Origin of the sequence: Mesorhizobium sp. M1273, from assembly GCF_040318195.1 — a bacterium.
Classification (GTDB): domain Bacteria; phylum Pseudomonadota; class Alphaproteobacteria; order Rhizobiales; family Rhizobiaceae; genus Mesorhizobium.
On record NZ_JAMYLV010000009.1, the window covers coordinates 60,519 to 81,392 of the forward strand.

Below are 20,874 nucleotides of genomic sequence, written 5' to 3' on the forward strand. Positions count from 1 at the left end.
GTATCGATTGAACCAGAGTCTCGGGGCCGATTGGGAGGATACCGGAGATCGATTGACGGCAGCGGCGCGTTTGGCGCTCCTGCACGATTGCGCGGCCCACGAAACCCAAGGGTACGCGTCCATCAACCAGGGAGAGTTAATGTGAAGATTATCAAGACACTGGCCGCCGTCGCGGCCCTAGGTATCGCGGCCATGACGCTGCCGGCGCAGGCGGGCGAAGGCCTGATCGGCGTGCTGATGCCCACCAAGACCTCGCAGCGCTGGATCAACGACGGCGACGCCGTCAAGTCCCAGCTCGAGGCTCTGGGCTACACTGTCGACCTGCAGTACGCGCAGGACGACATTCCGAACCAGCTCAGCCAACTGGAAAACGAAATCACCAAGGGCCCGAAGGCGCTGATCATCGCTTCGATCGACGGCACCACGATGGGCGATGCCTTGCAGAAGGCGAATGACGCCGGCGTTGTCGTCGTCGCTTACGACCGCCTGATCAAGAAGACGCCAAATGTCGACTACTACACCACCTTCGACAATTTCGGCGTCGGCGTCATCCAGGCCAAATCGCTGCTCAAGGGTCTCGGTTATCCCGAGAAGAAGGGCCCGTTCAACATCGAGCTGTTCGGCGGTTCGCCGGACGACAACAATGCGTTCTTCTTCTATAACGGCGCGATGTCGGTTCTTCAGCCGCTGATCGATGACAAGACCCTCGTCGTGAAGTCCGGCCAGATGGGCATGGACAAGGTCGGCACGCTGCGCTGGCTGGCGGCAACCGCCCAGGCCCGCATGGACAATCTGCTCTCCGCCAACTACTCGGACGGCAGCCGCGTCGATGGCGTGCTCTCGCCCTATGACGGCCTGTCGCGCGGCATCATCGCTTCGCTGCGCGCCGTAGGCTACGGCACCGCCGATCAGCCATGGCCGATCGTCACCGGACAGGACGCCGAGACCGCTTCGGTCAAGGCGATCATCGCCGGCGAACAGTATTCGACCGTGTTCAAGGACACCCGCGAACTCGCCAAGGCGACGGTCGAACTCGTCGACAAGGTGCTCTCGGGCGGCAAGCCGGAAGGCCTCGACACCACGACCTACAACAACGACGTCAAGGTCGTTCCCTCGATCCTGTTGACACCGCACGACGTCGACAAGTCGAACTATCAGGCCCTGGTGGTCGACTCCGGCTACATCAAGGCCGAAGAGCTGAAGTAATCGCGGTTACAAAGCCTGGGGTCCTGCGCAGGCAGGGCCCCTTTTCGTTGGCGAGCCAGCCCGGTATTGTTTGCGGACCTCGCAGGAGTGGTATTCTCAATGGCATCGACGATTTTGGAGATGCGCGACATCACCAAGACGTTTCCCGGCGTCAAGGCGCTGTCGAACGTCAAGCTCATGGTCGAGGAAGGCGAGATCCATGCCGTGGTCGGCGAGAACGGCGCCGGCAAGTCGACGCTGATGAAGGTGCTGTCGGGTGTATATCCGTCCGGCACCTATGACGGCCAGATCATCTATCGCGGCGATGAGTGCCATTTCAAAGGCATCCATGACAGCGAGCGCAAGGGCATCGTCATCATCCACCAGGAGCTTGCGCTGGTGCCGATGCTGTCGATCGCCGAAAACATCTTTCTCGGCAACGAGCACGCCAGATACGGCGTCATCGACTGGAATGCCAATGAGGCGCGCACCAGTGCCCTGCTCAAGAAGGTCGGCCTCAAGGAAGACCCCAACACGCTGATCACCAATATCGGCGTCGGCAAGCAGCAGCTGGTCGAGATCGCCAAGGCGCTCAGCAAGGAAGTGAAGTTGCTCATTCTCGACGAGCCAACCGCGAGCCTGTCCGAAAAGGACAGCCAGGCGCTGCTCGATCTGCTGCTCGAATTCAAGCGGCAAGGCATCACTTCGATCCTGATCTCGCACAAGCTCAACGAGGTGAACCGGGTCGCCGACAAGGTCACCATCATCCGTGACGGGCGGACCATCGAGACGCTGGCCAAGAAGGACATCTCGGAGGACCGCATCATTACCTCGATGGTCGGCCGTTCGCTCGACGACCGCTATCCGCCGCGCGAGCCGAAGATCGGCGAGACCGTTCTCGAAGTGAAAAACTGGTCGGTCTACCACCCCATCCATGCCGAGCGGCAGGTCATCAAGGGTATCAACCTCAACGCCCGCAAGGGCGAAGTGGTCGGCATTGCCGGGCTCATGGGTGCCGGCCGGACCGAGTTTGCCATGAGCCTGTTCGGCCGGTCCTATGGCCGTCGCATCACCGGCGAGGTGTTCCTCAACGGCAAGCCGATCGACGTCTCTTCGGTGAGCAAGGCGGTGGAACACGGCATCGCCTACGTTACCGAGGACCGCAAGACCTACGGTCTCAACCTGATCGACCACATCAAGCACAACATCACGCTGGCCAACCTGCCCGGCGTGTCGCGCCACGGCGTGATCGACGATTTGCGCGAGCTTTCGGTCGCCAACGATTATCGCGGCAGGACCAATATCCGCGCCTCGAGCGTCTACCAGATGACCGGCAACCTTTCTGGCGGCAATCAGCAGAAGGTGGTGCTCTCGAAATGGCTGTTCGCCAATCCGGAAGTGCTGATCCTCGACGAGCCGACACGCGGTATCGACGTCGGCGCCAAGTATGAAATCTATACGATCATCGCGCGTCTCGCCTCCGAGGGTAAGGCAATCATCGTCATCTCGTCGGAAATGCCCGAACTGCTCGGCATCACCGACCGCATCTACGTCATGAACGAAGGGCGCATCGTCGGCGAAATGGCGGCAAGCGACGCCAGCCAGGAAAAGATAATGCGCGCCATCGTCCGCGGAGAAGGAAAAGCATCATGAGCACCGAAAGCGCTCCCGGGCCGCAGACCGGCGTTGCCCAGGATCTACAACAGGGACCTCGCATTGCCGTCTCGGCGCTGGTCACCAACCTGCGCGAATACGGGTTGGTGCTGGCGTTGATCGCAATCATGGTGTTCTTCCAGTTCACCACGTCCGGAACGCTGTTCAAGCCGGTGAACCTCAGCAATCTCGTGCAGCAGAACAGCTTCATCATCGTGATGGCGCTGGGCATGCTTCTGGTGATCGTTTCGGGCCACATCGATCTCAGCGTCGGCTCCGTCGCCGGCTTCATCGGCGCGCTGGCGGCGATGATGATGGTCATCTGGCCGCTTGGCCCATTGAGCAATCCGCTGGTGGTGTCGATCATCTGCCTGATCGTCGGTGGTGCGATCGGCGGGGCACAAGGCTACTGGATTGCCTATCACCGAATACCGAGCTTCATCGTCACGCTGGCGGGCATGCTGATCTTCCGCGGCATCTGCCAGGCGCTGCTGGGTGGCGGGTCTTCCGTAGGGCCGCTTCCCGTCGGCTTCAAGGCGCTCAGTTCCGGCTTCATTCCGGACCTGATCGGCCCATTGACGCTGATACCGCCAACCGTGAACGCCGCCGGCAAAACCATTGTCGGCAGCGGCCTGACGCTGCACCTGACGACGATCGTGATCGGCCTCGTCGCCGTGCTCGCCTATGCCTATTTCGGGCTCAGGGCACGGCGCACCCGCGAGAAGCATGGCTACGAAGCCGAGCCCTTCTCGCTGTTCGTCGTCAAGACCCTGGTGATCAGCGCGCTGGCGCTGTTTCTCGTCTACCAATTCGCCACCTATAGGGGCCTCCCCATCGTTCTCATGGTGATGGGCGTGCTGATCGCCTTGTTCGTCTTCGTTACCAAACGCATGACGATCGGCCGTCGCATCTATGCGATGGGCGGCAATGCCAAGGCAGCCCAGCTATCGGGCATCAAGACCGAACGGCTGACGTTGATGGTGTTCATCAATATGGGCGTGCTGTCGGCACTCGGCGGCCTGATTATCGCAGCGCGCCTGGGGCAGGCTGTGCCGGCGGCCGGCCTCGGCAGCGAGCTCGACGTCATCGCCGCGGTGTTCATCGGTGGCGCTTCGGCGATGGGCGGCGTCGGCCAGGTGATCGGCGCGGTGGTCGGCGGCTTCATCATGGGCGTCATGAACAACGGCATGTCGATCATGGGCGTCAATGTCGATTGGCAGCAGGTGGTCAAAGGCCTGGTGCTGCTCGGCGCCGTCGTCTTCGACGTCTACAACAAGAACAAGGCTTGAGAGGCAACCAGGAGGCATACGGGTCACATCGCGACGCTGCCGGGCGGCGCAAAGAAGTCCCCCCGAGGGACCTGATCCGCGAGCGCAATCCGGACGAAGAATTTCAACCGAGGCGCGGACAGGGTCCGGGCCGCGCAGGGTAGGGTTTGCCGAGAAAGGGCAGGCCAGCCCACAATTCAGAGAGGGTTACCATGCTGATCTCACAAATCCTCGACGACGCCGAGACGATCCGCGTCGTTGCCCGCAACGGCGGCAAGACCCGCGTCATCAACGGCGCCCGCAGCGTCTATTCGCTGGCGATGGAAGCCGCGCGTACCGGCAGCGGGCTTGTCGCCCTGATCGAGCGCAAGGGCTTCGGCGAAACCGTCGACCTCGACGCTGCCTACAAGAAGGGCCGGCTGCTGTCGCCGATCAACCATCCCGATCCGGCGCATCTCCATCTCACCGGCACCGGGCTGACGCATCTCGGCTCCGCCGCGACCCGCGATTCCATGCACAAGAAGCTCAGCACGGACGGCGAGGAACAGCTGACCGATTCCATGAAGATGTTCCGCATGGGGCTTGAGGGCGGCAAGCCGGCGAAGGGCCAGATCGGCGTGCAGCCGGAATGGTTCTACAAGGGCAACGGCACCATGGCGGTGGCGCCCGGGGCGGCGCTTATGTCGCCGGCCTTCGCCCAGGATGCCGGCGAGGAGCCGGAAATCGCCGGTATCTATGTGATCGGCGACGACGGCGCCCCGTTCCGCGTCGGCTTCACGCTGTCTAACGAGTTTTCCGACCATGTCACCGAGCGTGTGAACTATCTCTTCCTTGCCCATTCCAAGCTGCGCAACGCTTCGTTCGGGCCGGAGATCCTGATCGGCGATCTGCCGTCCGATATCCGCGGCGCTTCACGCATCCTGCGCGACGGCAAGCTGCTTTGGGAAAAGCCGTTCCTGTCGGGCGAGGCGAACATGTCGCACACCATTGGCAATCTCGAGCATCACCACTTCAAATACTCGGCCTTCCGCCAGCCGGGCGACGTGCATGTGCACATGTTCGGCACGGCGACGCTGTCCTTTGCCGACGGCATCAGGACCGAGGCCGGTGACGTATTCGAAATCGAGGCGCAGGATTTCGGCCTGCCACTGCGCAACCCGCTTGAAATCGAGCAGCCGGTGAAGGTGGCGGTGAAGGCACTTTGAGCCGGGCGTAGCCCGCAAGTGAGAGGAAGGTCAGCGCGCGGCGCGGAAATGCTTGGACAGTTTCAGGCCCTGTGCCTGATAATTCGAGCCGAGATCAGTGCCGTAGAGCGCCCGCGGCCGTTTCAGCATGTGCTCATAGACCAACCGTCCGACGATCTGGCCGTGGTCGAGGATGAACGGCACTTCGTGGCTGCGTACCTCGAGCACCGCCCGGCTGCCGGCGCCGCCCGACGCCGAATGGCCGAAACCCGGGTCGAAGAAACCGGCATAATGGACGCGGAACTCGCCGACCAGCGGATCGAAGGGCGTCATCTCGGCCGCGTAGAGCGGCGGCACATGCACCGCCTCGCGCGACACCAGAATATAGAATTCGTCCGGATCGAGCACCAGCTCGCCGGCACCGCTCTTGTAGAGCGGCTCCCAGAAATCGACGACCTCCTGCGCGGCGCGCTTGTCGACGTCGACCAGGCCGGTGTGGTGCTTGCCGCGATAGCCGACCAGCCCGTCCTTGTCTCCGTCGAGATCGATCGATAGCGCGATGCCCCCGCCTGAGATGTTGGGTGGTTCGGTGGCGACCAACATTTCGGCGCGGTGCAACTCGTGCAGCTCGTTTTCCGACAAGAGCGCATTGCCGGTGCGGAACCTGATCTGCGACAGCCGCGAGCCGGTCCGCACGACGATCGGGAAAGTGCGCGGGCTGACCTCCAGGTAGAGCGGGCCTTCATAGCCGGCGGCGATCTTGTCGAACTCGTGGCCGCGGTCGGTCATTACCCGAGTGAAGATATCGAGCCGTCCGGTCGAGCTTTTCGGGTTGGCGGAGGCGGAAATATGGGCGGGCAGCGCCAGGCTTTCGAGCAGCGGCACGATGTAGACGCAGCCGGTTTCCAGCACGGCACCTTCGGCGAGGTTGATCTCGTGCAGCTTCAGCCGGTCGAGCTTGTCGGCAACCCTGTGGTCCGGGCCGGGCAAGAAGGAAGCACGCACCCGCCAGGCCTTGTCGCCGAGCCTGAGGTCAAGGCTGGCCGGCTGGATCTGATCGGCATCGAGCGTGCGCGGCGATTTCAGCGCGCCCGTCTGGAACAGCGCGGAAATATCCTGATCGGGAAGAATGCCTGTCTGCCGCAAGGGTCTGGCTCCGTTCGAACGCCGGGCGAGGTCTTGTTCTGTCGCAGGTCCGACCGTGGACGCGTTTGGCACCTGCTTGGTACAACCCTCTTAATCATGCCGGCAATTGACGCAAGCGTGGCGCGGGTCTAAAGCTCGTTATCCCGTGGTGATTTGGCCGGTCGGCTTGCAGCCACGTTAAACAAGTCGCTAAAGGACCGTCGGGCCGCAAGGCCATATGGACCGGTTGCGACTTTCGCGACCGGTTTTTTGTTGTTTGGACCAATTTTGGTGTTTGGATAGAATGATGACCAAGAAGCGCGACTGGAAGCCTCAGACCGCACTCGTGCATGCCGGAACGCTGCGTTCCGGCTTCGGCGAGACCTCCGAGGCGATGTATCTCACCCAAGGCTATGTCTACGAGACGGCGCAAGCGGCGGAGGCCCGCTTCAAGGGCGAGGAGCCGGGCTTCATCTATTCGCGCTATGCCAATCCGACGGTCGACATGTTTGAGAAACGCATGTGCGCGCTGGAAGGAGCCGAAGACGCGCGCGCCACGGCATCCGGCATGGCGGCGGTGACGGCAGCACTGCTGTGCAGCGCCAAGGCGGGCGACCATATCGTGGCGGCGCGCGCGCTGTTCGGCTCCTGCCGCTGGGTGGTCGAGACGCTGGCGCCGAAATACGGCATTGAGGCAACGCTGGTCGACGGCACCGACATCGCCAATTGGGAAAAGGCGGTCAAGCCGAACACCAAACTGTTCTTCCTGGAAAGCCCGACCAATCCTACGCTGGAAGTGATCGACATTGCCGCCGTCGCGGCACTTGCCAATGCGATCGGCGCCAGGCTGATCGTCGACAATGTGTTCGCCACGCCCTTGCAGCAGAAACCCCTGCAGCTCGGCGCCCACATCGTCGTCTATTCGGCCACGAAGCATATTGACGGCCAGGGGCGCTGTCTTGGCGGCATCGTTCTGTCGGACAAGAAATGGATCGACGAGAACCTGCATGACTATTTCCGCCACACCGGCCCAAGCCTCTCGCCCTTCAATGCCTGGACGCTGCTGAAAGGCCTGGAGACGCTGCCGCTACGCGTACGCCAGCAGACGGAAAGTGCCGGCCGCATCGCGGATTTCCTGGCCGAGCGCCCGCAAATCGCCCGTGTCATCTATCCCGGCCGTGCCGATCACCCGCAAGCGGCCGTGGTCAAGAGGCAGATGTCGGGTGGCTCGACGCTGATCTGCATGGATGTGAAGGCCGGCAAGCAGGGGGCCTTTGCCTTCCAGAACGCACTCGACGTCGTGCTCATTTCCAACAATCTCGGCGACGCCAAGAGCCTGATCACCCATCCGGCCACGACGACGCACAAGAACTTGACCGATGAGGCCCGCGCCGAGCTCGGCATCGGACCGGGAACGCTCAGGCTGTCAGTTGGCCTTGAGGACGCCGACGACCTGCTCGAAGACATCGAGCAGGCACTGAGGTTTGCCGGATAAGGGCTGGCCGAACAGAGGCGAGCGGGGACGCGCCGATCAGGCGCCGGACGGGGTCTCTTCCAGCTCCGCGACGGCCTTGGTCTGGATAGTCATCACATTGCCGCGCCAGTCGACGGCGCCGCTCAGCCATCCGCGCGCCCAAATGGCGGGAAGCATCAGGTCTCGCGCCATCATCGCCGGGATGGTGCGCAGCGACAGCTGCCATCCCTTGGCCGAGGCCAAGGCGCATTCCGGCAGGTAGGCCGCAACCAGCACGGCGATGGCGGTTGCCGGCAGGCTGACGCCGGCGTCAGCCGCCGCGATCAGCGCAAGCACCAGCGGCGGCGCCGCGCCGATCAGGATCTCGGGGGCGAAGAACAGCGCGAAGGTGACGCGGCGCAGCCGCGCCCAGCGCGCCTGCCGCGACCAGATCTCGCCAAGCGTGCGCCGGCCGAGCGGCTGTTCGAAGGGCGAGGCGACAAGATTGACCCGCAGTCCGAGCCCGTTGACCAGCTTGGTCGCGGCGGCGTCCTCGGCGATCTCGGCGGCAAGCGCGCGGATGCCGCCATTGGCGTCGAGCATCGGCTTGTTCCACAACATGCTCTTGCCCTGCGCGAAGCCGAGGCCGAGCGCCTCTCCAGCGTACTGCCAGCGTGCCTGCAGCGTGTTGAGAAAGGCGCATTCGACCTCCCCCCAGAAGCCGTCCGGCCGCGAGCCGATCGGCGTCGAGCAGACGAGGCCAGTGCCATGCCGCCATGCCGCCATCAGCTGCTGGACGTAGTCGCTCGGCATAAGCACATTGGAATCGGCAAGGATGACCCAGCGATAATGCGCCGCTTCCCAACCCTTCACGCAATTGTTGAGTTTTGGATTGCCGCTGATGCGGTCGTCACCGACTAGAAGGCGGGCGCGAATAGCTGGAAAGCGCGCCATTGCGGCGGTGATCGGCTTGACCACCGGGTCGTCGGCATGGGCAACGCAGAAGATGAGTTCGTAGCGCGGCCAGTCGAGTGAGAAGGCGCGCTCCAGCGTCTCTTCGGCAAACGGCTCGATGCCGCGTGCCGGGATGACGATCGATACCGGCGGCGCGTTGGCGGGCGGTGCGATCCTGGCTGGTCGCTTCAGCTTCAGCGAAGCTAACAGGATGCTGGCGAGATTTGAAAGAAGGAGGGCTATGGAAAGGAGGGCGGCTGCGAATGTCGGTTCCATCGAGATCTGGTCACTCCAGAAGTGCCGGCCGCATGACGGCCGTTTTCAACAATTCGACAGAACGCTGAGTCGCCCGGCACAAGCCTGCACACCATCATTGTCATGTGTCACTTAAATGACATTGTTTTTCGGCACCTGCGCTCGAGTCGGGCAAGGAGATGACGCGCATCGTTGATCAAACTGCGCTGAGCGTCGAAAGTTCCATCTACATTGCTTTGGAGCAGTTTATGTACAGCGCCGTCACCCGCAACATCGAAGTGCAGGTCAGGCCGTTCTATCTGGAGGATCACTCCGACCCGCCGCAAAACCGCTATGTCTGGGGATATCAGGTGACCATCGACAATCAGTCGGATGAGTTCGTGCAGCTTCTGTCGCGCTACTGGCACATTACCGACGGCACCGGCAAGGTCGAGGAAGTGCGCGGCCCCGGGGTCGTCGGCGAGCAACCCGGACTCAACCCCGGCGACAGCTATCAGTATACGTCTGGATGCCCGCTCTCGACGCCGTCCGGCATCATGGTCGGGCACTACACCATGCGCAACAGGCGGGGCGAGACGTTCGACGTCGCCATCCCCGCCTTCTCGCTCGACTTGCCGGGAATGCGGCGCACCGTCAATTGACGGCCGTCATCCGGCCGCTGCAAACTCCGCCGGGTCGAAGTCATATTGCTTCGAGCAGAATTCGCAGGCGACGTGAATGCTGCCATCCTCGGTGCTGTCCCTGATCTCCTCGGCGGAAAAGCCTTCGAGGATGCCGTGGATCTTCTCCCTCGAGCATGAGCACTGGTCGGCGACCGGCACCCCGCCGAACACGCGGACGCCATGCTCGTGGAAAAGCCGGTAAAGCAGCCGTTCGGCACCGATCGTCGGATCGATCAGCTCGGTCGGTTCAATAGTACCAAGCAGCGCCAGCAGCTCCTGCCAGGAATTGTCGGTCGGGTCGTGGATTTCCTCACGCGGATCGCCGTCGCCACCTGGAAGGTCGGGTACGCGCATGCGCTCCGCCGATTGCGGCAGGAATTGTGCCAGCAGGCCACCGGCCCGCCATTGTTCGCGGGCACCGCCGACGCCGGGCGTCAGAAGCTTGGCAACCGAAAGCCGGAGGTCGGTCGGAATCTGCTCAGACTGGCGGAAATAAGTGCGTGCGGCATCTTCCAGTGTGACGCCGTCGAGCTGGACGATGCCCTGGTAGCGTTGTGTGTGGGCGCCCTGGTCGATGGTCAGCGCCAGGACGCCGCTGCCGAGCAGCGTCTGCGGTGACGTCTCGCCGGCAGAAGTCAAAGCCTGCAGCCGGTCGGCATCGAAGCGGGCATAAGCGCGCAGCGCGTGCGGCGTGGAGAAATCCGCGACCAGCATGTCGACCGGCCCGTCGGTGCGGGTCTGCAGAATGAACTTGCCCTCGAACTTCAGCGAAGTTCCGAGCAATACCGTCAACACACAGGCTTCAGCCAGGAGCCGGGCGACCGGCTCGGGATAGTCGTGGCGGCTGAGAATAGCATCGAGCATCGGCCCGAGCTGGACGGTGCGACCGCGCACGTCGAGCGGGCCGACCTCGAACGGCACGACATGGTCGTCGCCGGCGTAGCCGAATTCGCCGAGCTTGGGTTTATGTTCAGCCAATTGATGAGTTTCCAACATGACAAAGCTCCGGGGCGCGGCGATGCCGCCCTCCGGGGCGCATGCGACGAGACGCGCTCGATTTGCGTGATGCGCCTGAGATAGGCACCACCAACTCCCGGATCAAGGCGGCCCAGATCAAGGCGGCGCAGATCAGGCCGGCCCGGATCACCGCGGCTCGTATCAAGCGCCCAGGCACCAGGCCAGGACCGCCTTCTGGGCATGGAGCCGGTTCTCGGCCTCGTCGAACACCACCGAATGCGGTCCGTCGATGACCTCGTCGGTAACCTCCTCACCGCGATGCGCCGGCAGACAGTGCATGAACAGCGCATCCGGCTTGGCTTTCGCCATCAGTGCCGCATTGACCTGATAGGGCAGGAAGACATTGTGGCCGCGGGCACGGTGCTCCTGGCCCATCGACACCCAGCAGTCGGTGACGATGCAGTCGGCCTCGTGAACGGCCTCCTCGGGCGAACGGGTGAATTTCAGCTTGCCGCCATTGGCTTTCGACCAGTCGACATGCTTCTGGGCCGGTTCGCTGCCCTCGGGCACGGCGACATTCAGCTTGAAATGGAACCGCGCGGATGCCTCCAGCAGCGAATGCAGCACGTTGTTGCCGTCGCCGGTCCAGGCGATCGTTTTACCGGCCACCGGACCGCGGTGCTCTTCGAAGGTCATGATGTCGGCCATCAGCTGGCAGGGATGGGTCTCGTCGGTCAGCCCGTTAATGACGGGGACCGTAGCGTTTTCCATCAGTTCCAGCAGCCGGTCATGCGAGGTGGTGCGGATCATGATGGCATCGACGTAGCGCGACAGCACCTTGGCCGTGTCGGCAATGGTCTCCGAGCGGCCAAGCTGCATCTCGGTGCCGGTCAGCATGATCGTCTCGCCACCCAACTGCCGCATACCGACGTCGAACGACACGCGCGTGCGCGTCGACGGCTTGTCGAAGATCATCGCCAGCACCTTGCCTTCGAGCGGCTTGCTGCGTTCGCCGGCCTTGAGCCTTGCCTTTCGCACCGCTGCGTCGTCGAGCATGAAGCGCAGATCGCCTTCGGAAACGGCGGAAAGATCGGTGAAATGGCGAAGGGACATCAGGAATTCCAGGATTACTTCGCAGCGGCAGCGACGATGGCATCTGCCAGGCTCTTGGCGCCGGCACGAATGCGCTCGAGCGCTTCGTGGATCTCGGCGTCGGTGACGGTGAGAGGCGGCAGCAGGCGGATAACGTTGTCGCCGGCCGGAACCGTCAAGAGATGCTGGTCACGCAGTGCCACCGTGACCTTGGTGTTGGGCATCGCGCATTTAAGCCCGAGCATCAGGCCGGTGCCCCTGATGCTTTCGATAACATCCGGAAATTCGTCGGCGACGCCAGCGAGCCCCTGCTTCAACAGCAGTGCCTTGCGCTGGACGTCTTCGAGAAAGCCGTCTTCCAGTACCACGTCGAGCACGGCGTTGCCGACCGCCATTGCCAGCGGATTGCCGCCGAAGGTGGTGCCGTGCACGCCGGCGGTCATGCCGACCGCTGCCTCGTCGGTGGCGAGGCAGGCACCCATCGGGAAGCCGCCGCCGATGCCTTTGGCCACCGCCATGAGGTCGGGGGTGACACCCGCCCACTCATGCGCGAACAGCTTTCCGGTGCGGCCGACGCCGCATTGGACCTCGTCGAAAATCAGGAGCAGTCCGTGCTGATCGCAGAGCTGCCTGAGCCGCTTCAGCGATTGCGTCGGCACTTGCCTGATGCCGCCCTCGCCTTGCACCGGCTCGATCAGGATCGCCGCGGTTTCAGGCGTGATCGCCTTCTCGGTGGCATCCACATCGTCGAAACCGACCTGGTCGAAGCCGTCGACCTTGGGGCCGAAACCTTCCAGATACTTGTACTGGCCGCCGGCGGCGATGGTCGCCAGGGTGCGGCCGTGGAAGGCGCCTTCGAAGGTGATTGTGCGGTAGCGCTCGGGATGGCCCTTGACGAAGTGGTAGCGCCGCGCCGTCTTGATGGCGCATTCGAGCGCCTCTGCGCCGGAATTGGTGAAGAACACCTTGTCGGCAAAGCTTGCGTCGGCCAGCCGCTCGCCGAGCCGGCTCTGTCCCGGAATCTCGTACAGATTAGAGACGTGCCAGAGCTTGGCGGCCTGCTCGGTGAGGGCCGCGACCAGATGCGGATGGCTGTAGCCCAACGAATTCACGGCGATGCCGCCGGCGAAATCGAGATATCGCTCGCCCTTGTCGGTGACCAGCCAGGTGCCTTCACCGTGGTCGAAAGCCAGGGGTGCGCGAACAAAGGTCTCGAAAAGCGCCGAACCGCTCATTATATGCGTCTCCGGAACCGGAAAAATCAAAAAGCCGCCAAAGCGGCGGCCCTTGTGGCTTATCGTGTTTTTCGGCCGTGAAGTCAACGAAAAGGTCGCGCAAGGTCGCGCGGCAAGCCCCCCAGCATAACGCCGGCTCCTAAGCGACCGGGCAAGTTGGGGAAAACCGAAAAAACCGATTCGTGTTGGCCTTGGGACTCTTGTCACCGAGTCAGCGCATAAGGTAATTGTAGCAGAGAAATAACTAGATTTCGTGCGGCGGACCTAATCACCCGATATATGTGGTGTCTGCCCGGCAGAAGCCGGGTCGGGAATGGATTCCGATTGCCGCACGTTTCAGCAGGAGCGCGGTCTCATGAACTGGACTGACGAGCGAGTCGAACTTCTCAGAAAATTGTGGTCGGAGGGCCTCAGCGCCAGCCAGATCGCCGCACAGCTTGGCGGGGTCAGCCGCAATGCGGTCATCGGCAAAGTGCACCGGCTGAAACTGTCCGGTCGCGGACGCACGACCGCCTCACCGGCACGCCAGAAGAAGACGGTGCAGGGATCGACGATCCAGAAATCGGTGTCCCGGGCAGCAAGCGCCACGCGCCATGCCACCACCTCGATGTCGATCGGTGCGACCGCGCTCAAGGCGCAGTTCGATGCCGAACCGGTGGCGCGCCACTATATCCGCCCGGTCGAGAACGTCGTCGTGCCGATCTCGCGGCATCTGCAACTTGTCGAACTCAACGAGCGCACTTGCAAATGGCCGAACGGCGATCCGCTTTCGGAAGACTTCCATTTCTGCGGCAACGACGCCGCCGAAACCGGCCCCTACTGCAAGTACCACGCCCGCGTGGCGTTCCAGCCGGCATCGGAGCGGCGGCGGAGCAGATAGTTAGGGGAATAGGGGAGTAAGGCAGTACGGCAGTAGGTGAATTGTAGAGAAGCGCGCTCCCGAAGCGATAGCCTACTGCCCTACTGCCCTACTGCCCTACTGCCCTACTGCCCTACTGCCCTACTGCCCTACTGCCCTACTGCCCTACTGCCCTACTGCCCTCGCTTCAAAGCCACCCATTCTTGCGAAACCGCCAGTAAAGAAACGTGCAGATCAGGGCAATTGCCGCCAGGACGGCCGGGTAGCCATATTCCATCCTCAGTTCCGGCATGTCGCTGAAATTCATGCCGTAAATGCCGGCGAATGCCGTCGGCACGGCCAAGATTGCGGCCCATGAGGCAAGCTTCTTGGAGATCGCCGTCTCCTGGCTTTGACCGACCAGAAGGCTCGCCTCGAAGGCGAAGGCGAGAACCTCACGCAGGCTGTCGATCTTTTCCTGGACAGTGCGGATGTGGTCGGTGACGTCGCGAAACAGCGGGTGCATGGCTGTGTGGATTTGCGGCAGATCGGCGCTGGTGAGCCGCCGGCAGACCTCCACCAGCGGCAGGGCCGCATTACGCAGGCGCAAGAGATCGCGGCGCAGCATGTAAAGCCGTTCGATATCGGAGCCGGTCATCGGTTTCAGCAGAACCTTGTCCTCGATCGCCTCGACCTCGTTTTCGATCTGCTCAAGCACCGGCATATAGTTGTCGACGATGAAATCGAGAATGGCGTAGAGGACGAAATCCTCGCCCTTGGCAAGGGAATGCGGGCAGCTTTCCCAATGCTGGCGAACGGCGGCGTAGGAGGTCGACGGGCCATGCCTGACGCTGACGATGTAGCCCGCGCCGACGAACAGATGCGTCTCGCCGAAGGTGACGCGGCTGTCGATCAGCTGCGCCGTGCGGGCAACGATGAACAGGGCATCACCATATTGCTCGATCTTCGGTCGCTGGTGCGGATGCTCGGCGTCCTCGATCGCCAGCTCATGCAGATGGAATTGCGCCTGGACGCGCAGCAACAAATTGCGGTCGGGCTCCAGCAGTCCGATCCAGACCACGTGGCCCGGCTTCCCGGCCCATTCGCCGGCTTCCTCGATCGGAATGTCGGCGATGCGCCGCCCAGCCGTATAGACGCCGCAAGCGATTATACCGGACATCGGCGGCGCAGGAGCAAACTCGCGGACATATTCCATCGCAGCCTCCTGAAGGCGGGGCCTTCATCGCGGAACTGAGAAGTCGGCGCGTCGAAAGCTTAGCGCAATTTTCTGTCGGGTGGCGAATCCGAAATTCGCATCAGTGCTGAGAGAACTCACTTCGCTGGTTGGGTTGCGGGAAGAATAATCTTGTCCGTCTTATCGCCCTTCGGACGATCGGCCGGCATCTGATCGCCGGTGACGATATAGTAGATCGTCTCGGCGATGTTGGTGGCGTGGTCGCCGATGCGCTCGATGTTCTTGGCGCAAAACAGGAGATGTGTGCAGGGGGTGATGTTGCGTGGGTCTTCCATCATGTAGGTCAGCAATTCGCGAAACAGAGAGGTGTACATGGCGTCGATCTGGTCGTCGCGGTCGCGCACGAAACCGATTTTCTCCACCGACCGCGACGCATAGACGTCGAGTACTTCCTTGAGCTGGGTCAGTGCCAGATTGGCCAAAGCCTCGAGGCCGCGGAACAGACTGTTCGGCTGGCGCCCGTCTGCGACGGCAACCACCCGCTTGGCGACGTTCTTGCCGAGGTCGCCTACCCGTTCGAGGTCAGCCGAGATGCGGATCGCGCCGACGATTTCGCGCAGATCCGTCGCCATCGGCTGGCGTTTGGCGATGATGATGATCGCCTTGTCGTCGATCTCGCGCTGTCCCTCATCCAGAACCAGGTCGTCCCGAATGACTTTCTGGGCAAGCCCCGGATCAGCATTGACCAGCGCCGCGACGGCCTGCTCGACCATGCGCTCGGCATGCCCGCCCATCGCCGCGATGCGCTTCGACAGATATTTCAGCTCCTCGTCATAGGCGCTGACGATATGCACGGACTGCATGGACGAAATGCCTTCCCGGGATCTCGTGGTTGAGTCGTTCCCTCGAATCCCCGCTGATACGCTAGCCGGATGACAGAAAAAAGAAACGGCCCATTATGTGCTAGAGATAGTACTACGCTAGCGAGCCGGCAAATGGACCGTGAACGCCGCACCCTTGCCGACCTCCGACCTGATGGAGAGTCTGGCGTTGTGGCGGGTCAGGATATGCTTGACGATGGACAGGCCAAGGCCGGTGCCCTTCTGGGTTCGGCTGTTCTCGACGTCGACACGGTAGAAGCGCTCGGTGATGCGCGGGATGTGCTCTTCGGGGATGCCGGGGCCGAAATCCCTGATGGTGACGTCGATGCCCGGTTCGGGATCGCTGTCGCTGCGTATGATCGACACCACGACACGTCCGCCCGACTGACCATATTTGCAGGCGTTTTCCAGCAGGTTTTCGAAGACCTGGAAAAGCTCGTCCCGATCGCCGGCCACGTCGAGCGGCCCTTCCGCGAAATCACGCTCGATGACGACGCCGTTTTCCTTTGCGAGCGGCCCAAGCGAATCGATGACGCTGTCGATGGCCTGGCGCAGATCGACCTCGGTTCCCGGCTTGAGATAGGGCTTCATCTCCAGGCGCGACAGCGACAGAAGGTCGTCGATGAGGCGCGCCATGCGGCTGGTCTGGTTCTGCATGATCTGCAGGAACTGCTCGCGCGCCGCGGGGTCGTTGCGGGCCGGCCCGCGCAGCGTCTCGATGAAGCCGGCGATCGAGGCGAGAGGCGTGCGCAGCTCGTGGCTGGCATTGGCAATGAAGTCGGCACGCATTCTGTCGATCCGGCGCGCCTCACTCTGGTCCTTGAACACCAGCACGTAGAGATCCGTGGCATGGCCGACTGAAGACGCGCTCACCCGATAGGCTCGTTCGACCGGCAGCTTTTCTATGTAGTCGACGCTGTCCGAAGCGACGTTGCCCGCCAAGATGCTATCCAGCAAGGCCTGCATTTCCGGCGCGCGGAATTTCAGCGACAGCGACATGCCGGGGGCAATCCCACCGAAGGCGGCAAAGGCAGCGGCGTTGGCGTGGACGATGGCGGCGGAGCGATCGAAAATGATCAGCGGATCGGCAACCGCCGCCGCGAGATATTCGCCGGAAAGTTGTTGCACGCCCGACTCGATGGCCGCGGCATTTTCGGTCGATTGGCGGGCGATGCCGGCCGGCAGCATCGCAGCGGCAACCAGCACGGCGCCAGCCAGCAGCACCACATAGCCAGACATGCCGGCAAAACCATAGACCATCAGAACCGCAACGAGACCGGCCGCCAGCAGCCAGCGGCTGTTCCACAGCCGCATGGCGACGGTTTGCGCCCTGCCTCTCCGCTCTGTGCCGATGTCGGCCATTTGCGCTCCGTCTGCGGCCACTTCAAGAACTTCTTGCTGGACCGGCGCTAGAGCGCAGTGCGTCCAATTGGGCGCACAAAGGACGCTCTACCTCTTTATCTGCTGCATCGTTCTTTCCGAAAATCGATTCCGATTTTCGGGCCGATGCAGTAAGGCTCCCAATAGCACGAGTCCGGAAGCTGGAAAGGTTCGCCTCGATGAAAAACGCCAACGAAAGCCCCGCCGCACCCTCATCGGGGCCGCTGAAGATCATGATCGACGGCAAGGAGAGGGCGTTCGACATCGAGGCCCCCGCGCTTCCCGACTGGGTCGAGGACCGCAAGCTCACTGCCGGCGGTTACCCTTACGACAAGAAGATGAAGAGCGAGGAGTATGACGAGAGGCTAGAGAAGCTGCAGATCGAGCTGGTCAAGGCGCAGGCGTGGCTGCAGTCGACAGGCAGGCGGGTAATGTCGCTGTTCGAGGGGCGCGACGCTGCCGGCAAGGGCGGCACGATCTTCGTTTTGCGCCAGTATCTGAATCCTCGCACGGCGCGCAACGTGGCGCTGACCAAGCCAACGCCCACCGAGCTTGGACAATGGTACTTCCAGCGCTACGTCGACCACTTCCCGACGTCGGGCGAATTCGTCACCTTCGACCGCTCCTGGTATAACCGCGCCGGCGTTGAACCGGTGATGGGATTCTGCACGCCCGAGCAGCACGAGCAATTTCTGGACGAGGTTCCGCATTTCGAGCGGATGATTCGCAACGAGGGCATACATTTCTTCAAATTCTGGCTGAACATCGGCCGGGAAACGCAGCTCGAGCGATTCCACGACCGCCGCTGGAGCCCGCTGAAGAGCTGGAAGTTTTCGCCAATCGACATCGCCGGCATCAGCAAATGGGACGAATACACCAAAGCGCGCGACCTGATGGTCGAGCGCACGCACAAGGAGTTCGCGCCCTGGATCATTGTGCGGGCGAACGACAAACGGCGCGCGCGGCTGGCCGTCATGCAGCGCATTCTCCTTTCGCTTCCCTATGACGGCCGCGACCTCGACGTCATCGGCAAGGAGGACAAGAAGATCATCGGCGAAGGGCCGACTTTCCTCGAAAAATAAGCTCACCTCATCGATACGCGGCTCTCATGCCGCCAGCCGGGCAATCCGCTGCAGTCGCTTCAGCGTGGTGTCGTCCTGCAGCGCCTGCTGGAAAAGCGAGATCTCCTGATCGATACGGTCGCAGAGCGCGCCGGTGTCGCCCCTAAGCAGGTCGCGCGTCTGTAGCAGCGCCGCGACAGGCTTCTTGGCGAGTTGCCTGGCTCTTGCCAACGTGGCTTCCTCGACGCTGCCGTCCGTCACAATCTCGCCGACAAGGCCCAGTGCCCTGGCATCTTCGGCGGCGAGCGTGTCGCCCAGGCAGAAGAAGCGGAACGCCCCGGCATAGCCGAGCTTCTGCGGCGCCAGAATGCTGGTCGCCGCGTCCGGCACCAGGCCGAAATCGACGAACGGCACCCGAAACGTGCTCTTGCTCGAGGCGATCACCATGTCGCAGTGGAACAGGATGGTGCAACCGACGCCGACGGCGTCGCCGTCGACACAGGCAAGGACCGGTTTCGGAAACGTCGCCAGCGTGCGGAACATATCGGTGACGGCGGCGATCAGTCGCCGATGTTTGGTGGCGTCGAGAAATTCGGAGAAATCGGCACCGAGGCAGAAGCACCCGGCCAAGCCGCGCAGGACCACTACGCGGACGTCGTCGTCGACAGCGGCTTCGTGGAATGTCCTGGCCAGGCTTTCATAGGCCCGCCTGTCCAGCACCGGGCGGCCGTCACCCGACGATACCGTGACGATCAGCGTGTGATTGCGGAATTCTGCTTTTGAGTGAACGTTCATGGCCTCTCTCCAATCTCACGAGGCGCGTCTCTGTCCGAGCATGTCCGGATACCCTCTGGCCAGCACCGGCGCAAAGTGGTTGCGGCGCGAACGCACCACGTCGAGCGTGTGCTCGTTGAAGGTGAGCAGTGTGGCAACCACCTGCTGGTTGCCATAGGTACGCTGGTAACCGAGCGGCGTTGCCAGGAAATGCAGCTGCAGCGCGCGAAGCACCCACATCGGCTCGAATTCGATGATCACCTGGTTGACGTTGCGCTTCAGACCCCACTCGACGAAGCCGGCGATCAGCTCGGTGCCGACCGTCGACACGCCGCGCCGACCGTCGCGGAATCCCGGCGCAACCGCATAGCGGGTCAGTTCATAGACATTCGGGCCCGACGGTGGGGTTCCCTCATAAAGGTCCGCCAGCACATCGGTTAGAAGATGGGCCCGGGTTGTCGGCAACATCCGCTGATAACCGGCGAGCTCGCCATTGCGGATGACGATCTGGTGCACTGCCTCGTCGTGGTCGAATTGATCGATCTCGAGGCCATCAGGGCGCTGCAGATCGGTCCATCCCATCTCTTCGACGAAAACTCTGTAACGCAAACGATGAACTGCCTCCCAGAGGTCGGGCCGTTCCATCAATTCCTGGGTTGTGAGGGAAAAAAGCATTTGCCGTCTCCTAGTTTCAATAGGAAGATACGGCCGTGCTTTCCCAAAAAAATTACGCGATCACGCAAGCAAGAATTTCTAGGCCGGCGCGGCCGACCTAGTTAATATAGCCGCGCCTTATCGCTTCCGCGACGGCCTGGACCCGGTTGACGGCACCGAGTTTGCTTTTGGCGTTAAGAAGGTGTTTCTCTGACGTGTGTTCCGAAATGCCGAGAATTTGTGAAATCTCCCATTCGGACTTGCCAACAGCAGCCCATTGCAGGCATTCGCGCTCACGCGGCGTTAATTCGACATGATCGATGGTTTTGCCCGCCATGGTGTGGAGCTGCATTGCGCGGCCAATCGCATAAGTCGAGACCAGCGACACCAACCCGAACTCGGCGCTCGACAATTCGACAGCCTCGCCGCCTAGCGACACCATGACGATCTGGCCATCGAGCGTGATTAGCGGGAAGGCCAACCCGTCGCGCAGCTTGAATTCCCCGGCATCGCCCATCACCTCGCCGCCGCTCTTGCCGATGCGGATGCCCTGAGATGCTTCCCGCCACTGGAATGGCGCTTGAAGCTGCTTCATGTGGCTGACGACGGGGTCGTGATCGACGTAGTTGCGCGCGACGTAGCGCTCAAGCCATTCAGCCGGCCAGTCGCAGAGCAGCACATGGTCCTTTTGCTGGTTTCTCGGCGTGCCAGGTTGCGGAACCGTCCCGGCCATCAGCGCCGTCAGCCCGAACCCGCTTGTTACCCCCAACAGCTTCTCGCAGACGGCGGCGGCTGTGCCGGCGTGCTGCAACTGATCTATCAACTCCAGCGTACGATCGAAATGACCCATCGCAACATCTACCCCATGTTGCCTTCCGCTCTTGAGGCCAATGGCAGTGATCAACCCGCACCACGCCATCAACCCCGGACTGCAAAGCTGCCTCCCCCGTGCGTCCTACTGCTCCTCTTCAGCCGGCATCACGCAGTCACTTGCAAACTCACTAAACAATATCCCTAAATTGCAATGATGAAACCAAAAACCGTCGCACCTGTGTTTTTTTCGTACAA

The 20,874-nt window shown here is 62.2% G+C and carries 19 protein-coding genes and 1 riboswitch; of the genes, 8 read left to right on the plus strand and 11 right to left on the minus strand.

What is annotated here, in order from left to right:
- The first annotated feature begins 141 nt into the window (after positions 1 to 141).
- The 4 genes from chvE (at position 142) to araD1 (ending at position 5,311) form a co-directional block, all read left to right on the plus strand.
- Positions 142 to 1,206, plus strand: coding sequence for a multiple monosaccharide ABC transporter substrate-binding protein (gene chvE, locus NKH30_RS12330; RefSeq protein WP_254816339.1), 1,065 nt, complete (start codon positions 142 to 144; stop codon positions 1,204 to 1,206).
- Between the two features lie 99 nt (positions 1,207 to 1,305).
- Positions 1,306 to 2,838, plus strand: coding sequence for a multiple monosaccharide ABC transporter ATP-binding protein (mmsA, locus tag NKH30_RS12335; protein ID WP_023677359.1), 1,533 nt, complete (start codon positions 1,306 to 1,308; stop codon positions 2,836 to 2,838).
- On the plus strand, positions 2,835 to 4,127 hold the full coding sequence (gene mmsB / locus NKH30_RS12340; RefSeq protein ID WP_352774687.1) for a multiple monosaccharide ABC transporter permease: 1,293 nt from the start codon (positions 2,835 to 2,837) through the stop codon (positions 4,125 to 4,127). Before mmsA ends, mmsB begins: the two co-directional genes overlap by 4 nt.
- Before the next feature lie 191 nt (positions 4,128 to 4,318).
- Positions 4,319 to 5,311: an AraD1 family protein gene (araD1, locus tag NKH30_RS12345; RefSeq protein WP_352457733.1), complete on the plus strand. Its 993-nt coding sequence runs from the start codon at positions 4,319 to 4,321 to the stop codon at positions 5,309 to 5,311.
- A 30-nt stretch (positions 5,312 to 5,341) separates the two neighbouring features.
- On the opposite strand, the gene NKH30_RS12350 is transcribed toward araD1, so the two are convergent.
- Complete coding sequence (locus NKH30_RS12350) at positions 5,342 to 6,436, minus strand: 2'-deoxycytidine 5'-triphosphate deaminase (RefSeq protein WP_352995596.1); 1,095 nt, start codon at positions 6,434 to 6,436, stop codon at positions 5,342 to 5,344.
- 135 nt (positions 6,437 to 6,571) lie between these two features.
- Positions 6,572 to 6,649, plus strand: a riboswitch (SAM riboswitch).
- 70 nt (positions 6,650 to 6,719) lie between these two features.
- Between NKH30_RS12350 and NKH30_RS12355 the strand changes: the two genes are divergently transcribed.
- On the plus strand, positions 6,720 to 7,910 hold the full coding sequence (locus NKH30_RS12355) for an O-succinylhomoserine sulfhydrylase (RefSeq protein WP_352813673.1): 1,191 nt from the start codon (positions 6,720 to 6,722) through the stop codon (positions 7,908 to 7,910).
- 36 nt (positions 7,911 to 7,946) lie between these two features.
- Here NKH30_RS12355 and NKH30_RS12360 read toward each other — a convergent pair whose 3' ends face one another.
- On the minus strand, positions 7,947 to 9,098 hold the full coding sequence (locus NKH30_RS12360) for a ceramide glucosyltransferase (RefSeq protein ID WP_352813674.1): 1,152 nt from the start codon (positions 9,096 to 9,098) through the stop codon (positions 7,947 to 7,949).
- Positions 9,099 to 9,325: 227 nt separating this feature from the next.
- Here NKH30_RS12360 and apaG point away from each other — a divergent pair, with 227 nt between their 5' ends.
- Positions 9,326 to 9,718: a Co2+/Mg2+ efflux facilitator ApaG/CorD gene (gene apaG, locus NKH30_RS12365; protein WP_352470114.1), complete on the plus strand. Its 393-nt coding sequence runs from the start codon at positions 9,326 to 9,328 to the stop codon at positions 9,716 to 9,718.
- A gap of 6 nt (positions 9,719 to 9,724) precedes the next feature.
- On the opposite strand, the gene NKH30_RS12370 is transcribed toward apaG, so the two are convergent.
- The 3 genes from NKH30_RS12370 to NKH30_RS12380 form a co-directional block, all read right to left on the minus strand.
- Positions 9,725 to 10,735 (minus strand): Hsp33 family molecular chaperone, encoded by a 1,011-nt coding sequence (locus NKH30_RS12370; protein WP_352501705.1) that lies wholly within the window; start codon positions 10,733 to 10,735, stop codon positions 9,725 to 9,727.
- A 162-nt stretch (positions 10,736 to 10,897) separates the two neighbouring features.
- Positions 10,898 to 11,809 carry an ornithine carbamoyltransferase gene (argF, locus tag NKH30_RS12375; RefSeq protein WP_352470112.1) on the minus strand — a complete coding sequence of 304 codons (912 nt, stop codon included), beginning with the start codon at positions 11,807 to 11,809 and terminating at the stop codon, positions 10,898 to 10,900.
- Between the two features lie 14 nt (positions 11,810 to 11,823).
- Positions 11,824 to 13,023, minus strand: a complete 1,200-nt coding sequence (locus tag NKH30_RS12380; protein ID WP_352470110.1) for an aspartate aminotransferase family protein — start codon at positions 13,021 to 13,023, stop codon at positions 11,824 to 11,826.
- Between the two features lie 355 nt (positions 13,024 to 13,378).
- Between NKH30_RS12380 and NKH30_RS12385 the strand changes: the two genes are divergently transcribed.
- Positions 13,379 to 13,903, plus strand: coding sequence for a GcrA family cell cycle regulator (locus NKH30_RS12385; protein ID WP_023677348.1), 525 nt, complete (start codon positions 13,379 to 13,381; stop codon positions 13,901 to 13,903).
- Between the two features lie 166 nt (positions 13,904 to 14,069).
- Here the strand turns inward: NKH30_RS12385 and NKH30_RS12390 are convergent, their stop codons facing one another.
- From NKH30_RS12390 to NKH30_RS12400, 3 genes are all read right to left on the minus strand, one after another.
- Positions 14,070 to 15,077: a magnesium and cobalt transport protein CorA gene (locus NKH30_RS12390; RefSeq protein WP_023677347.1), complete on the minus strand. Its 1,008-nt coding sequence runs from the start codon at positions 15,075 to 15,077 to the stop codon at positions 14,070 to 14,072.
- A 116-nt stretch (positions 15,078 to 15,193) separates the two neighbouring features.
- Positions 15,194 to 15,919: a phosphate signaling complex protein PhoU gene (gene phoU / locus NKH30_RS12395; RefSeq protein ID WP_023677346.1), complete on the minus strand. Its 726-nt coding sequence runs from the start codon at positions 15,917 to 15,919 to the stop codon at positions 15,194 to 15,196.
- Positions 15,920 to 16,036: 117 nt separating this feature from the next.
- A complete protein-coding gene (locus NKH30_RS12400) occupies positions 16,037 to 17,299 on the minus strand; it encodes an ATP-binding protein (RefSeq protein ID WP_352813676.1) in 1,263 nt (420 codons plus the stop codon).
- Between the two features lie 197 nt (positions 17,300 to 17,496).
- Here NKH30_RS12400 and ppk2 point away from each other — a divergent pair, with 197 nt between their 5' ends.
- Positions 17,497 to 18,399, plus strand: a complete 903-nt coding sequence (ppk2, locus tag NKH30_RS12405; protein WP_352766989.1) for a polyphosphate kinase 2 — start codon at positions 17,497 to 17,499, stop codon at positions 18,397 to 18,399.
- A gap of 24 nt (positions 18,400 to 18,423) precedes the next feature.
- Here the strand turns inward: ppk2 and NKH30_RS12410 are convergent, their stop codons facing one another.
- The 3 genes from NKH30_RS12410 to NKH30_RS12420 form a co-directional block, all read right to left on the minus strand.
- Positions 18,424 to 19,173, minus strand: a complete 750-nt coding sequence (locus NKH30_RS12410) for an enoyl-CoA hydratase-related protein (RefSeq protein WP_023677343.1) — start codon at positions 19,171 to 19,173, stop codon at positions 18,424 to 18,426.
- A 15-nt stretch (positions 19,174 to 19,188) separates the two neighbouring features.
- A complete protein-coding gene (locus tag NKH30_RS12415) occupies positions 19,189 to 19,827 on the minus strand; it encodes an acyl-homoserine-lactone synthase (RefSeq protein WP_023677342.1) in 639 nt (212 codons plus the stop codon).
- A gap of 97 nt (positions 19,828 to 19,924) precedes the next feature.
- Complete coding sequence (locus NKH30_RS12420; RefSeq protein WP_023677341.1) at positions 19,925 to 20,656, minus strand: helix-turn-helix transcriptional regulator; 732 nt, start codon at positions 20,654 to 20,656, stop codon at positions 19,925 to 19,927.
- Between the last annotated feature and the right edge of the window lie 218 nt (positions 20,657 to 20,874).

Bases quoted from the DNA above. Each gene is read 5' to 3' on its own strand.
- mmsA (WP_023677359.1), top strand. From the start codon at position 1,306: ATGGCATCGACGATTTTGGAGATGCGCGACATCACCAAGACGTTTCCC.
- mmsB (WP_352774687.1), top strand. From the start codon at position 2,835: ATGAGCACCGAAAGCGCTCCCGGGCCGCAGACCGGCGTTGCCCAGGAT.
- araD1 (WP_352457733.1), top strand. From the start codon at position 4,319: ATGCTGATCTCACAAATCCTCGACGACGCCGAGACGATCCGCGTCGTT.
- NKH30_RS12355 (WP_352813673.1), top strand. From the start codon at position 6,720: ATGATGACCAAGAAGCGCGACTGGAAGCCTCAGACCGCACTCGTGCAT.
- NKH30_RS12360 (WP_352813674.1), bottom strand. From the start codon at position 9,098: ATGGAACCGACATTCGCAGCCGCCCTCCTTTCCATAGCCCTCCTTCTT.
- apaG (WP_352470114.1), top strand. From the start codon at position 9,326: ATGTACAGCGCCGTCACCCGCAACATCGAAGTGCAGGTCAGGCCGTTC.
- NKH30_RS12370 (WP_352501705.1), bottom strand. From the start codon at position 10,735: ATGTTGGAAACTCATCAATTGGCTGAACATAAACCCAAGCTCGGCGAA.
- argF (WP_352470112.1), bottom strand. From the start codon at position 11,809: ATGTCCCTTCGCCATTTCACCGATCTTTCCGCCGTTTCCGAAGGCGAT.
- NKH30_RS12380 (WP_352470110.1), bottom strand. From the start codon at position 13,023: ATGAGCGGTTCGGCGCTTTTCGAGACCTTTGTTCGCGCACCCCTGGCT.
- NKH30_RS12385 (WP_023677348.1), top strand. From the start codon at position 13,379: ATGAACTGGACTGACGAGCGAGTCGAACTTCTCAGAAAATTGTGGTCG.
- NKH30_RS12390 (WP_023677347.1), bottom strand. From the start codon at position 15,077: ATGGAATATGTCCGCGAGTTTGCTCCTGCGCCGCCGATGTCCGGTATA.
- phoU (WP_023677346.1), bottom strand. From the start codon at position 15,919: ATGCAGTCCGTGCATATCGTCAGCGCCTATGACGAGGAGCTGAAATAT.
- NKH30_RS12400 (WP_352813676.1), bottom strand. From the start codon at position 17,299: ATGGCCGACATCGGCACAGAGCGGAGAGGCAGGGCGCAAACCGTCGCC.
- ppk2 (WP_352766989.1), top strand. From the start codon at position 17,497: ATGAAAAACGCCAACGAAAGCCCCGCCGCACCCTCATCGGGGCCGCTG.
- NKH30_RS12410 (WP_023677343.1), bottom strand. From the start codon at position 19,173: ATGAACGTTCACTCAAAAGCAGAATTCCGCAATCACACGCTGATCGTC.
- NKH30_RS12415 (WP_023677342.1), bottom strand. From the start codon at position 19,827: ATGCTTTTTTCCCTCACAACCCAGGAATTGATGGAACGGCCCGACCTC.
- NKH30_RS12420 (WP_023677341.1), bottom strand. From the start codon at position 20,656: ATGGGTCATTTCGATCGTACGCTGGAGTTGATAGATCAGTTGCAGCAC.